Origin of the sequence: Gordonibacter urolithinfaciens (assembly GCF_900199375.1) — a bacterium.
Classification (GTDB): domain Bacteria; phylum Actinomycetota; class Coriobacteriia; order Coriobacteriales; family Eggerthellaceae; genus Gordonibacter; species Gordonibacter urolithinfaciens.
Map to the genome: position 1 here is coordinate 483,180 of NZ_LT900217.1, position 14,931 is coordinate 498,110.

Sequence of the window (14,931 nt, forward strand, 5' to 3'; positions counted from 1 at the left end):
CGTACACCAGAAGTTATGTGGAACAGCTTGATCAAAAGCCACCAAGAAAACCAATCGGCGCTTTTTCTTTTATACTAGGAAAGCATGAGCACAATCGACATTTGAGGAAATCGCATGAAAATCAGCACCCTTTGCGCATGCCGCGGCGACGGCAGAGGATACATTAGCTTCAAAGTTACGCAATTAAACCAAAACAGCAGAATGAATCTTTCGGGTGTGGCTCCGGCAGGCAAACAGGTGCCTATGCAACTCTACGTAACAGCCGAGTCGGCGCGAGAAAAGACCGTAGTGATCGCGTTTCCCCTCGTTCCATGCAAGATTGACTACACACTCTCAGAAATCGACAGGGAGGGCAACACGCTATCTTCCTGCAAAAAGAGCATTCGACCTTTTATCTTGAAGTGGGCATCGCGCTACAACTATCGATTCAAGAAGCAGCAATGTCACTCCATTCGAGATATTGAAGAAGTGGACTACTTCAAACATGCAACCATAGATTTCAAAGAGTGTATACCGACCGCCACCGACACGATCCTGCGGATCACCTTGACGCTTCCCACCCGAAACGATATTCCATACAAGCTCAGGCTCCTCGACGAAAAGTTTAATCAACTTCCCCTCAACTCAACCATAATGAACGACTCGCTTGTGTCGCTCGAATACGACGAAGTATCCGAGCTGAGATTCATAGATATCTCGTTGCGCATCCCCCATGATATAAAGACGTACATTATTGAGTTCACCGATACGTCGGATACCATCCGGCAAAACTTCGCATGCTTGGAGACAAGTCTTTATGCTTACCTCCTCAGGCGGTTTCACGACCTCACCCTCGATGCAGCCCATGATCCCAAGTATCAAGCCTGGGCCTCAAAGAGAAAGCCCACGGACGCCTTTACTAAACAGCAGAAGCGAACGAGATTCGAACATGCACCGTTAATAAGCATCATCGTTCCGCTCTTTCATACCCCCCCTGCCTTTTTTCGCGATATGGTGGAAAGCGTGCTAGCCCAAACATACAGCAAATTTGAGCTCATCTTGGTCAATGCCGACAGGAGCAATAGCGAGCTATCCGCAGAAGTCAACGAGGCCCTCTCTCGCGATCGGAGAATCCGGGAAGTAGAGTGCCCTGAGAACAGGGGAATCTCTCTGAATACTGCGGAGGGTATCAAAGTCGCGCAGGGGGACTATCTTGCCTTCCTTGATCACGATGACCTGCTGGAGCCAGATACGCTTTTCCTATATGTTTCCGCGATAAACAAAGATCCCAGCATCGATCTTCTCTACTGCGACGAGGATAAACTTTTCCCTGACGGATCATACGGCGACGCTTACTTTAAGCCGGACTTCAGTCTCTTCCTTTTGCGAGAAATCAACTACATCTGCCACTTTCTAATGATCCGCAAAACGGTCGTGTCGAAAATGGAGCCCCCGGATCCGAAATACGATGGCGCCCAAGATCATCACATGGTCTTGCAGGCGGTTGATCAGGAAGCGCACATCCATCACGTTCCCACGGTTCTTTATCACTGGAGAATATGTGAAGGCTCGACGGCGGCTGGGACAGCGAGCAAGCCGTACGCAGACGTTGCCGGAAAACTCGCAATCGAGCATCATCTTGAGAAGCAGAGGATCAAAGCCCGCGTTGGGAACACGGAAGCCCCGTGCCGCTATCGCGTAACATACGAGCCAGCGCAACAACCCCTCGTCTCAATCGTGATACCCAATAAAGACAACGCCGAAGTTCTCGCCGTCTGCATTGACTCTATCCTCGAGAAAAGCACTTATGAAAATTTTGAGATTATAATTGTCGAGAACAACAGTACCCAGCCCAAAACGTTTGACTATTACACCAGTATTGCCGAACAAGACTCCCGAGTATCGATAATAACATGGGAGCACGAATTCAATTTCTCCAAAATCATAAACTTCGGCGCATCGAAGGCAATGGGTGAGTACCTTATCCTCCTGAACAACGACACCGAGGTTATTAGCCCCCGCTGGATTGATGACATGCTCGGAATTTGCCAACAATCGCAGGTTGGTATCGTGGGTGCAAAGCTTTACTTCCGAGATGGAACCATTCAGCATGCCGGGGTTGGCATTGGCGGCGAAGGCGCGGGTCACTTGAACGTTAATCTGGATAAAAGCGCGTCGGGATATTTCAATACAACCATCACAACTCACGAGCTCAGCGCCGTCACCGCTGCGTGCATGATGACCAAGCGTTCGGTGTTCTTCGAGGTAGGAGGGTTTGAAGAAGATCTTGTCGTTGCTTTCAACGATGTAGATTATTGCCTCAAAGTAAGACGTAGTGGCAAACTCGTGGTATTTTGCGCAGAAGTTGAGCTGTACCATTACGAATCGCTATCGAGAGGGTATGAGACGACGGAGAGCAAGCAGATCAGGTTTCATCGAGAGGCATCCCTGCTCAATCTCCGTTGGCCTGAATTTTATGTTAAAGGAGATCCGTATTTGAACCCGAATCTTTATCCTGGCAATATGTACTATCGGCTCAACGACCGAAACCTTTGATATGATTGATTGGTTCGAACGCGCAAAGCAGCAGAAACGTTCGAGCTACCGACATAAGAGGAGACAACCTTGCCATCGATAGCGACAGGTAAGCAGGGTGCAGGAAAAGACATGGTTCAGCGCTGCAGCCCGTACGTTTTCATTGTATTCGCTTCAGCTTTTGTCGCGCTTTACGGTGAGTCGTTCTATGAAATATGCAGAGGATATTACTCGGGAGAGTATCTTGGGCTTATTACCTCTACCATGACATATGGAGTAGCCGCACGAACCTGCTTGCTTTTTCTCATTTCGATTGCCGTTTCTTTTGCCTTTTTCAAGCTGTGGAAGCATCTATCAGGATACATCTACCGATTTCGCTACCTCATTGCGGGTGTCATTCTCGCAATTTGTACGATATTTGAAATTAGTGGCTCTTCTGTTGGCTGTTGGAGCCCCTATTTGAATGAACCCGCAAGCTCGACTACACTTTTTGGAATCCCACGTGCAATAAGATCTGATGAATGGCTCGTCAACCTTCCCACCTTCCTTTCGCAATCGTTTAACGACTACGGCACTTCGTCTTCGATCCTGCGCGGAACAATCACCGACACAACAATGCCCATCAGCGCGCCTTCGTGGTCATTGGCAACGCTGTTCCACCCTTTTCAATGGGGGTATCTTGTTTTCGGGTCAGCGAAAGGGGTGGCGTTCGAGTGGACGTCAGCGAAGTTGGCACTAATTATGGTATCTTTCGAATGCGCAATGCTCTATACCCGGAAGAATAAGGCCCTCAGTGCTGCCGCCGCAATAATGCTGTCCTTTTCTCCTTTGATACTCTGGTGGAACACAGGAGCGGCCCTTGTCTTCGGGCAAGGACTTGTCATTGCGTTGTACCACCTCGTCAACCGAGACAGCTTCAAAGTCAAACTTATTGCTTCGATCGCCCTTGCATGGCTTGCAGGGTGTTACCTCATGATGATGTATCCAGCTTGGCAGGTTCCGTTCTTCTTTATTTTTGCAGTCTTCGGCATCTGGGTGATTTTGAGTTACCGAAAGAATACAAAAGGAGGCTCCCCAGAACTACGCACGTTCGCACCTCGAAAAAGCATCCTCCTCTTGCTTCTTTGCTGTATTGCAGTTGTCGTCATGATTGTCCTTGTGTTTGTCGGGGCACGTGATGCACTCCTTGCTACCACCTCTACAGCCTATCCTTCAGGGCGCGTATCGACTGGCGGTGGCTTAATTCCCTATTTATTCGGCTACGGCTCAAGCATTTTCTTGCCTCTATCCTCAGGGCAGATCAACGCAAGCGAGTTGTCAGTGATGTTCACGCTCTTTCCCTTGGGGCTCATTGCCGGATGCGTCAATTCCTACAAGCGTAAGGATGTGCTTTCTCGACTTCTCGTGACCCTAGAGATCATCTTCCTCATTTACGGTATTTTCGGCTTTCCAGAATGGCTTTCGCGAATAACTCTTTTTAGTTACATTCCCACTCAACGACTCCTATTTCCGCTGGGCTGCATCGACATCTTTCTTCTCATTCGCGCCCTTTCGCAATGTGACCGCCCCTTAGTGAAACCTCGTCCGGCGACCCTCATCGCAACAGGACTCGTCTCACTTTCAATATTCATTGCATGCCTTTCAAACGCATTGTTCGATATGTTGTTTGCTGAGAAGATCACGATGTTGATTGCGATTATGCTCATCTGCACACCATGCATACTCGCCCTTGTCACAAGATTCTCTGTGAATATGTTTGCCGCCTCTATCGCCTGCGTCCTCCTCTCAACCGGTCTTTGTGTTAATCCAATTCAAAAAGGACTCGATCCTCTCACAGATTCCGCCTTGTATTCCGAAGTCAAGCAGATTGCAGAGTCCAACCCGACGGGATTATGGATAGCCGAAGACACAATCGCTATGGCGAATTTTTGCGTCGCAGCAGGTGCGCCAACCATAAACTCAACGAACGCTTACCCAGATTTGGAAAGATGGGAAGCGCTTGACCAAGAGGGAACCTGCACTGAGATATACAATAGATATGCGCATATAGTAATATCCTTTCAAAGCACCGTCGATACCACTTTTAATCTTCTGCAGGACGATGCGTTTCAAATCAGCCTTAATTGGAGTGATCTCGAAAAACTGAACGTAAGTTATATCCTGACCCAAAATACATACCCCGATACACCAGTAGAAGGAATCAAGCTTTCGCTCATTGCTCAGAATAACGGATACAACATATATTTGATTAATTATACTTCACAGAATACTAGCAAGCTTGCTACCTGATAAATGAAGATAGAGAGAAACATCGAGCGCTTTGGGTATTAATCGAATAGAAATCCTACGTATAGGTCTTGCTGAATCGAGCTGTAACACTACCTATGCAGATCATATAATCTCAATTGATCTAGCCAAACAAGGCGGGTAATGATGTCGAAAACAATCGAACCTCTGTCCGTAAAGCATAATTTATTGTGGAACACGATAGGGTGTTTATTTTATCTTGGCTGCCAGTGGCTTACGACGATTCTTGTAGTCACACTCACTGGAGATTACGCAAATTCCGGCCTTCTCGCGTACGCCATGGCTGTAGGCAACATTTTCGCCCCAATAGCTCTTTACAAGATTCGTGCCTTTCAAGTATCAGATTTAAGTGGGGAATACACATCCGGTCACTACTTAGGTTTTCGATTATGCACCATAGTTGGAGCAGGCTTGATAACGACCACATATTTAGTTACCTCTACAGATGCGTTCTCATTTTTTCTCACATCCTTAATTTACCTTCTTTTCAAAGCTGACGAATGTTTAGCGGATGTACTGTACGGAATTGAGCAAAAAAATAGGCGAATGGACTATATAGGAAAATCTCAATTATTACGGGGGCTTTTATCATTATCCACCTTTTGCATTTTCTTGCTTTTGTCGAATGACCTTAATTATGCAATTCTTGCCATGTTTGCAGCTTGTTTCTGCGTTACACTCTTTTACGATTATCCTAATGTAAGACTTTTCGGAGACGTGAAGCCAGTTATAAAAAAAACTCCCTATGCTCTCGCTTGCGAAGAACTGCTTCTCGATTATGATAGCAAGTTTTTTCACTGCCTCAATGGTTTCAATCGTTCGTCAGTATTTTGGGTCTACGTTCGGGGACGAAGCCCTGGGGATATACGCAGCCATCGCCACTCCAGCAGTGCTGATTCAAGCTTCCGCATCGTATCTTTATAGTCCAACATTGGTTCCCATCACTGAAATTTGGAAAAAGGGAGACCACGCAAAATTCGTGAAAACCTTTTCGAGGATAGCCTTAGCGCTCTTACTTGTTATCATCGCACTGATTCTTGTTCTTTCTATTGGCGGAATCTACCTCCTGCCTTTCGTTTTTGGAAACAGTATTCAACCCTATCTCTATCTTTTGCCTTTCGTTTTGATCGGTACAGGAGCCATCGGATTACTATGGTTTATTAATGACGTACTAATTATTATGCGCTCGAAAAAATGGCTTGTTTTTGATAGTTTTCTAGCCTTTTTCATATGCCTTACAGCAATGATTCCGCTTATTAATTCCTTTTATATGAACGGGATTAATTATGCAATCATTTTCGCATGTTTAATTGGCATTATTTTGGGTTTAGCCGGCATAACCACAAGTCATCGACCAAGGAAAGCATAGACTTGGCATAAATGCTGTTGGAGACTGACACTGAATCATAAATTCTTCCCTCGTACTTTTACTCTATGATAAAAGGACGAGGTTGAACTATTGAGCGACTATATTTGATACATCTTCTCTGCATGCATAAGTACAGTAACACCATCATACTTGTTACTACTTTGCTGATTTTCCTCTCTCACCTACAAGGAACATCACTTCGAAAAGAACGGACAGCCATTCCTTGCTAAGACGAGCAAGCGATCTCATGTAAGACAATTGACGACTTTTCGTGTTTCACCTCATATAGAGCGCCTTTTCTTATTGAAGACACGTCGTCAAAAAGCGCATGATATGTTTCGATGAAATATGTATCTACATTATGTAGATACATATAGTCATACCCTGCGATACGACCCGAGAAGCCTTCGATATCGGTATCGACATTCCAATACCATTCGTCAGAAGGACCGAAACAAAAGTTATAATTAATTCCATCTGCATTAGTTAAATGAGGATTGATGTAATAGGCAATTTCCCATACTGCATCCCCCGTATTGTTCTGCGAAACAACAAAAACCGAATCACCCGAGTCGAGGGATCCTGCGATTTTATTTGCCTCTAGTTGCGTTGCCCTGACATCTTGTGCAAATAGCGCAGGTTTAGCTCTCAACAAACTATCCGGCGGAAGAACAACTACCGCTGCAAGCAATGCGCACATGAAAACATAAGCAAGTTTTGCTTGGCTGCAAGAACGCTTAAAAAGCCAAGTTAAAACAGAATAATATATCAACACATACGTAGTAATTACATACGTTCCCATATATCGAGAATACGACGCCAAACTGGGCCCCTCATAGGACCCAAAGGAAAATGTATACAAAAACATCATAACGAATGCATATAGTATTGATCCAGAAGCAATTAAGATTACCAAGAAGAGCAACCGACGTCGATCAGCTTTTTTACTCATCAGTAAGAGAAGCAGCCCAAGAGTGATAAGGGTCATAAGTTGAAAATAACTCAACTGGATCGGATGAGACACAATGGGCGTCGACAAAACAGCAGAAATAAAGTTGGACATTGCAAGATGCTGCCAAGTTTCCCCGCCGCTTCCTGCTGCAATACCAGGCATCTGAAAAAGCTGTGACAAGCTTACGTGAAACTGAGATTCTACCGCAAGCGCCTGTATATAGCTATTCCATGATACGTAGGCAAATACTGGAAACACTCCTACCCCAATTGAGATAAAGATGAATCCTTGCACGGCTTTTCTCCGCGTACTATAAACTCCTTTTTTAACATGCATAGACCATCTAGCTATCAAGACCAAGACCACTAATCCCCAAAAGAAAATCCCCATTTGCTTCGATAGAACTATAAATGCAATCGAAATTCCGATGAATGTAGCACCAACCCCATGCCGGTAGTCTTCCTTTAATGCCAAAAATATGCACCAAGCTCCGAGCACGCCGAAAGCAGGGTCAATATACACCGTTGTAAAGTATTGGCTTCCCGTTGGCTCCGATAAGCACAGGATAAAGAAAAGTACCACGGCCATAAAACCTACTATTATTCGCCATTGAAGTTTGCTTCGATGGCGAATAATAGTATCAACCACAGGAAAGGCAAATGACAAAATAAAGATGTGCAGTGCTCTATAAAGGTAAGCCTCTTCATAGCAACCGCCGGACAAGCGGCACCATAACCATTCTATAATCTGAATAGCCGGAGGATAATCCTTATGCACCGCCAGAACAGAACTGTCAACCGAATAAAACGTATTGAGGCGAAGCATCTCCTTTATCATAACACCCCAATGGGAAAATTCGTCCCAGTTAGTGAATGATCGGTTTAAATCATAGAGGTATACGCCTACATAGGTCGTAACAAAAATCAGCAAACCAGGCGTGCAAAACCGTTGATTGAGCCAAAAGCTACTTTGATGATCGTTGCGAAAATGCACAAGTTTAACAGTATAAATAACAGGAAAGGAGGCAGCCCAAAGCAAGAGGAAACAGAACCCGGGCTCAAAGTTTCCAAAAACTAGAGCACTGCTGTAGAGTACAAGTCCTCCACCCATTAATGTAATAGGCAAGCAATGTCCGAAATCTCTTCTTGAAAGAGCTACCGATGTCCCGTTAGCCAGCACGAGAAAAACAAGCGGTCCGATTAACCCCATAATTAACCCTTCTTAATACAGGCCCCAGTGAAAGAAACTGTATCGAACAAATCCTTTCACGCAATCCCAGTTTCCAATATTACACGATCGTACACATTAAGATCTTGACGTTCTTCTCCCACGTGTGCATATACCGCAAAATTTCGACTCAAAGAATAGACCGAACCTGTGTCCCGAGAATCAGAACTCTAAGGATAATTTTCCCGTATCCCATAATCTAGAGAGATCAAGTAAAGTCTGAGAAGGCATTGTGACGCAAACGCAGATTGCGCTCTAAACCTATCTGACGTCTCGGCAAGAAACATCGCGTGCCCCAATGATAGAGAGAGCTCCTTCTCTCTGCCACCATGAGAGGCTCTTGGCGTACACAGCAACTCGAGCATTTATGCATCCATAAATCAAAAAGACCGAGAAATAAAGACCATCGTTGCCGTCCGAGCAAGAAAAATTAGTCGCAAGTTTTGAAAACCCGCTGACATCATCAGGGTTGAACTAATAACGGGGTGGAAATCGAACCACCCGCGTAAATGATCCTAATCTTACGATCAAGATGCGCTCTGCGTTGACTCCGGCATAAAGAGAGTCGCATTAGAAGAAATCCGCCACACTCATCAAACCATACCGTTAGCGCCCCGCGACGGCTGGCGCGCGGGAGGTCTTTCGGGTAGGATAGGTGCATTCGAGAATCGAGGAGCGAAACGTGCAAGAGACGAAGGACGCGCAGGCCGGGGCGCCGCGCACCCAGAACGTGCCCGAGCAGGGCAGCGTGGCCGTGCTCATCCCCTGCTACAACGAGGCCGTGACCATCGGCAAGGTGGTGGACGACTTCCGCCGGGTGCTGCCGGAGGCCACGGTGTACGTCTACGACAACAACTCCTCGGACGGCACGGGGGCCATCGCGCGCGAGCACGGGGCCGTGGTGCGCTGCGAGCGGCGCCAGGGCAAGGGCAACGTCGTGCGCCAGATGATGCGCGACATCGACGCGGACTACTACCTCATGGTGGACGGCGACGACACCTACCCGGCCGAGGCCGCGCCGGAGCTCCTCGCCCCCCTCGTGGCCGACGAGGCCGACATGGTGGTGGGCGACCGCCTCTCCAACGGCACCTACGGCGAGGAGAACGACCGCGCGTTCCACGGCTTCGGCAACGACCTCGTGCGCGTGCTCATCAAGTGGATCTACGGCTTCGAGTTCTCCGACGTCATGACCGGCTACCGCGCCTACAACGCCGTGTTCGCCAAGACCATGCCGGTGCTCAGCCCCGGCTTCGAGATAGAGACGGAGCTGTCCATCCACGCGGTGGACAAGCGCTGGCGCATCGCCGAGGTTCCCATCGACTACCGCGACAGGCCCGAGGGCTCGGAGAGCAAGCTGGACACGTTCTCCGACGGGTGCAAGGTGCTGCTCATGATCCTGTCGCTGTTCAAGGACTACCGGCCGCTGGCCCTCTTCAGCTGGGTGGCGCTGCTGTTCTGCGTGCTGGGGCTCGTCGCGGGCGTGCCCGTGGTCTGGGAGTTCGCCGCCACGGGGCTCGTGCCGAAGCTGCCCTCCGCGCTTTTGGCCGTGGCGCTCGTGTTCATCGGCATCTTGAGCTTCACCTGCGGGCTCATCCTGGACACCGTGGTGAAGGGCACCCGCAAGCAGTACGAGCTGCAGGTGACGAGAGCTTACATAAGTCACAAAAAATAATTCTGGAAAGGCGTAGATAAACAACGACGTAGCTGGTTTTAAAAATGCAAACTCGATTTTTCCCAGCAACACCCTTACAGGCTCACGATATGTAACAGTTTACTGAGAACGATCAGAGTTGTTATGCTGGGGCGGTTTTCATCATCTCACCGATAAGTGCAACCAATTCAACACCGTAATACTGAGATGTAGCCCATTTCCCGCCCAATGATTCAACGGTTGGCGCACACCCTCGTTTGACATATCCGAAGCGAGGATCTACACAAACCTGCACCAACTCCTCCGTGGAGGCATATGCTTTCAAGTGCTGCACTTGGGCGCGGAGCCCAGTGCGCACATCTGCAAACGAGTTTCCAGGAACCCCATTTCCGGTTGCTCCAATCCCAGCAAAATTACACTGCTCCGCCTTAACGTCACCCCCGAACTGCAGGTAACCTGTTTCCTTCATCGCCTGTGCGAACACCACCTCTGCCCTCACGCCCTCAACAGCAGCCTCTTCGCAGAGGATAGTGCAAAACTGCTCGATCGTTCCAGCGCCCTTTCCAGAATACGCATCAGCTGGATACTTCTTGCTTTTGCTACTGAAGAAGGCGGACATCTGGGATGCGTCCACGTTCGAAACACCCATGATGCCATAACCAGATGATCCTTTATACTGCATGCCCACCGACGTTGCTCCGACTAGAGCTGTCACTTCGTTGCCCGCCGTCAGATAAACATGGGCGGAATATGTTCGCTGCGTTGATATACTGTACTTGTGATCCCGGATATTTACGAGGGCCCTCCAGCTTCCGTCAGATTGCCTTGTTGCGTCATACCACCTTATATCGCTTTGATCGGCTGCAGACCAAAGCGGCACTTGAACTTTCGACACGCCGGATGCAGATGACACGTCTCTCACAGCAACAGCAAACGTTCCGAGTTCTTCATTTTGGCTCTCAATCGAAACCGAGGCCGACGGCTCATCTATGGTAAAAGTCGTTGAGGACCATACGGGTTCCCCGAACACTGTTCCGTACATATGCACATTGTACGATCCTGGAGATTTGTGAGACGAGATAGGGATGGTAGCTCTCCAGATGCCATCAACCAAGCTATACGAAGCCGAGTACCATATCATGTCGTCCTGCCCACCGACATCGCTCCACACCGGGAATCTGACAGCCGAAGAAGCACCCAATCGTCCTCCCGATGCCTCGACAGTCGCCGTTTTCTGGTCGGCAGAAACCGTTGCCTTCAAAGTGAGCCGCCGCTCGTCATCACCGAGCTCTTTAGAAATGCTGAACGTCGCCGAGGCCCTCGGGAGGCACTCGCCGGCGTAGGTGGCGTAGGCCTGGGCCGAGTACTCGCCGTAGGCGCCGAACTCGGCGCCCAGGTCCACCGACCCCGTCCAGCTGCCGTCGGCCTGGCGGTAGCCCTGGTACCACTTGGTGGGGCCGCCGCCGGGGGCGGTGACCGGGAAGCAGACGTTGGAGGGGGTCAGGGTGAAGCCGGACGCCTTGAGCCGCAGCGTGCCGTCGGACACGGCGGCCTCGAAGGCCACGGTCGGCTCCGCGACGCTGAACGTCGCCGAGGCCCTCGGGAGGCACTCGCCGGCGTAGGTGGCGTAGGCCTGGGCCGAGTACTCGCCGTAGGCGCCGAACTCGGCGCCCAGGTCCACCGACCCCGTCCAGCTGCCGTCGGCCTGGCGGTAGCCCTGGTACCACTTGGTGGGGCCGCCGCCGGGGGCGGTGACCGGGAAGCAGACGTTGGAGGGGGTCAGGGTGAAGCCGGACGCCTTGAGCCGCAGCGTGCCGTCGGACACGGCGGCCTCGAAGGCCACGGTCGGCTCCGCGACGCTGAACGTCGCCGAGGCCCTCGGGAGGCACTCGCCGGCGTAGGTGGCGTAGGCCTGGGCCGAGTACTCGCCGTAGGCGCCGAACTCGGCGCCCAGGTCCACCGACCCCGTCCAGCTGCCGTCGGCCTGGCGGTAGCCCTGGTACCACTTGGTGGGGCCGCCGCCGGGGGCGGTGACCGGGAAGCAGACGTTGGAGGGGGTCAGGGTGAAGCCGGACGCCTTGAGCCGCAGCGTGCCGTCGGACACGGCGGCCTCGAAGGCCACGGTCGGCTCCGCGACGCTGAACGTCGCCGAGGCCCTCGGGAGGCACTCGCCGGCGTAGGTGGCGTAGGCCTGGGCCGAGTACTCGCCGTAGGCGCCGAACTCGGCGCCCAGGTCCACCGACCCCGTCCAGCTGCCGTCGGCCTGGCGGTAGCCCTGGTACCACTTGGTGGGGCCGCCGCCGGGGGCGGTGACCGGGAAGCAGACGTTGGAGGGGGTCAGGGTGAAGCCGGACGCCTTGAGCCGCAGCGTGCCGTCGGACACGGCGGCCTCGAAGGCCACGGTCGGCTCCGCGACGCTGAACGTCGCCGAGGCCCTCGGGAGGCACTCGCCGGCGTAGGTGGCGTAGGCCTGGGCCGAGTACTCGCCGTAGGCGCCGAACTCGGCGCCCAGGTCCACCGACCCCGTCCAGCTGCCGTCGGCCTGGCGGTAGCCCTGGTACCACTTGGTGGGGCCGCCGCCGGGGGCGGTGACCGGGAAGCAGACGTTGGAGGGGGTCAGGGTGAAGCCGGACGCCTTGAGCCGCAGCGTGCCGTCGGACACGGCGGCCTCGAAGGCCACGGTCGGCTCCGCGACGCTGAACGTCGCCGAGGCCCTCGGGAGGCACTCGCCGGCGTAGGTGGCGTAGGCCTGGGCCGAGTACTCGCCGTAGGCGCCGAACTCGGCGCCCAGGTCCACCGACCCCGTCCAGCTGCCGTCGGCCTGGCGGTAGCCCTGGTACCACTTGGTGGGGCCGCCGCCGGGGGCGGTGACCGGGAAGCAGACGTTGGAGGGGGTCAGGGTGAAGCCGGACGCCTTGAGCCGCAGCGTGCCGTCGGACACGGCGGCCTCGAAGGCCACGGTCGGCTCCGCGACGCTGACAGAAGCTGAAGAAACCGCAAACCCGGTCACACCCTTATCGAGGCTGCACCATGCCTTTACCTCATAGCTTCCATAGCTTCCCCCGGCTATATTCTTCTCACAACTCCACGACCCGTCCGCCTGCCGCACTCCTTGGCAGTAATCGATAGCTCCTGTCGGATCGACAACAGAAAAGCTCACGTTATCGGGAGGTGCCCCCCAGTTTGAGGTGTTCATTGACAGAATATCGCCATTTAGCTCAACCGTCATATCGGTTTTATTATATCCGACATCAATATGACGGTATTCCTTGATAGAGCCGTCTATGGTAGCGTAGGCGCAGACATCGTAGACACCATAAGTTGCTCCCAAATCGAAAGACCCTGTCCATGACCCGTCACTTTGCTCATAACCTTGCACCCATGTCGTTTCGCCAGTAGGAGCCAAAACGGAGAAGCATACATTGTCAGGATCGACCCCCCAGTTTCGCGTATCGAGCTCAAGGATACTTCCATTGATCTCAGAATGCACTTCTACCCTGCTCTTCGAAAGCCCGTACTGTTGAGCGATCCCGGTTGCGTCGGCAACACCCAAGGCTCTCAAATTGCCTTCATTGCTCAAAAAGGCAGCGTCAGAGGCGTTGTCGACAAATGCATGCTCAACAATAATACCGGGAATACCATATACGCGGCTTTCGTTAATCACCGTATAGAAATCCGCTAGATGACCGTCTTCGTAATAATAAGGTCCAGAGCCTTGATAATACTCTGAATCACGGACTTTCACACCGCGATTAGCTAGCCCTAGTGAAGTAATTTGCTGCAGGATCTTCGTTGCAAGAGCCTCACCGGTCACATGAGTTTGGTGCTGATAAGAACTTCCGTTCGGAATATATACTTCCGCCCCGGAGCCGCCGCTCGCATTGCAGTGGATACTCACGAAAACGCTGGCGCCTTGCTGTACGGCCCTTGCCACCCTATCCAACAGACCAACGTACTCATCACCAGTTCGCGTCATTACCACACGCACACCGTAATACGATTCCAATTCCTGCTGGCAATACTGCGCGATTTTGAGATTAAGATTCTTTTCAACCAAACCAAATCCAGACGCACCACCATCGCTACCGCCATGGCCGGGGTCGAGCGCCACCACAACATCAGAATCCCTGCTTGTGGCACTTCGCGATTGGCGGGAAGATGCTGCAAGCCCGTATTCACCTTGTTTGTTAGCCTGGGCCACCTCTATCGCGCTTTCTAAGCTGCTCTCTTGAGATAGAGTTCCAGCCTCATCTATCGAATAGACGGTAACCTCTCCAGGATCGGCTTCTTCAGCAAACAGCGACACCGACGAGAGCACCTTGAAAGAATAATGGACATCTGTGTACTGGAAAAGATCTTCCGTCTCTTTTTGACCACCAGCATTCGAGTAGGAGAAACTTATAAGCTCAATTCTCCCCGCCTCCATCTCCGTCGTGTCGATCGGAAAAAGAACAGCTCCTTCTACGGTATTGGAGGCAGCGACAACCCACTCTCCACCAGTCTCGGAACGTACCGTTAATCGAGCATCAGATACCGACGGGACATCATCGGCAAGTCCAATTACCACGTTTTGAATTCCACCAAAGTCGATCTCTGGCGACTCGACATATACATATGCAGCAGCCGAAGTTTCAGCGTTTTGGTCGGATTCCTTCAAAACGGTGTCTTCAGAAGTTTCGCTCTCAACAGAAGATTCTTCGCTCTCCCCAGAAGCCTTATTCTGCTCGCTTTCGTCAACATCGTCTGTTTGGTCGGAAGCTGCCAATTGGTTGCTTTCAGCTTCGGCAGAGCCAGACTGGAAATCGGGAGCTTCTGCAGTCTCAGAAGCATTCCGAGTCCCCACAGACTCAAACCCGCCTCCATTGTCCATATCGTTTTTCCCTTGAGCAAAAGCGACCGAGGGAACCATCG

The 14,931-nt window shown here is 51.3% G+C and carries 6 protein-coding genes; 4 read left to right on the forward strand and 2 right to left on the reverse strand.

Going from position 1 to position 14,931, the window contains the following annotated elements; translation table 11 throughout:
• Positions 1–114 precede the first annotated feature (114 nt).
• From BN3560_RS02165 to BN3560_RS14230, 3 genes are all read left to right on the forward strand, one after another.
• Positions 115–2,535, forward strand: coding sequence for a glycosyltransferase family 2 protein (locus BN3560_RS02165; protein ID WP_096226864.1), 2,421 nt, complete (start codon positions 115–117; stop codon positions 2,533–2,535).
• Between the two features lie 69 nt (positions 2,536–2,604).
• Positions 2,605–4,803, forward strand: a complete 2,199-nt coding sequence (locus BN3560_RS14225) for a DUF7657 domain-containing protein (protein WP_123649869.1) — start codon at positions 2,605–2,607, stop codon at positions 4,801–4,803.
• Positions 4,804–5,566: 763 nt separating this feature from the next.
• Positions 5,567–6,190, forward strand: a complete 624-nt coding sequence (locus tag BN3560_RS14230; RefSeq protein WP_147611928.1) for a lipopolysaccharide biosynthesis protein — start codon at positions 5,567–5,569, stop codon at positions 6,188–6,190.
• A gap of 226 nt (positions 6,191–6,416) precedes the next feature.
• Here BN3560_RS14230 and BN3560_RS14235 read toward each other — a convergent pair whose 3' ends face one another.
• Positions 6,417–8,351 (reverse strand): hypothetical protein, encoded by a 1,935-nt coding sequence (locus tag BN3560_RS14235; protein ID WP_123649871.1) that lies wholly within the window; start codon positions 8,349–8,351, stop codon positions 6,417–6,419.
• A gap of 700 nt (positions 8,352–9,051) precedes the next feature.
• Between BN3560_RS14235 and BN3560_RS02170 the strand changes: the two genes are divergently transcribed.
• A complete protein-coding gene (locus tag BN3560_RS02170; protein ID WP_457592016.1) occupies positions 9,052–10,041 on the forward strand; it encodes a glycosyltransferase family 2 protein in 990 nt (329 codons plus the stop codon).
• Between the two features lie 121 nt (positions 10,042–10,162).
• Here BN3560_RS02170 and BN3560_RS02175 read toward each other — a convergent pair whose 3' ends face one another.
• Positions 10,163–14,890 (reverse strand): GBS Bsp-like repeat-containing protein, encoded by a 4,728-nt coding sequence (locus tag BN3560_RS02175; RefSeq protein ID WP_167380489.1) that lies wholly within the window; start codon positions 14,888–14,890, stop codon positions 10,163–10,165.
• Positions 14,891–14,931: the final 41 nt, after the last annotated feature.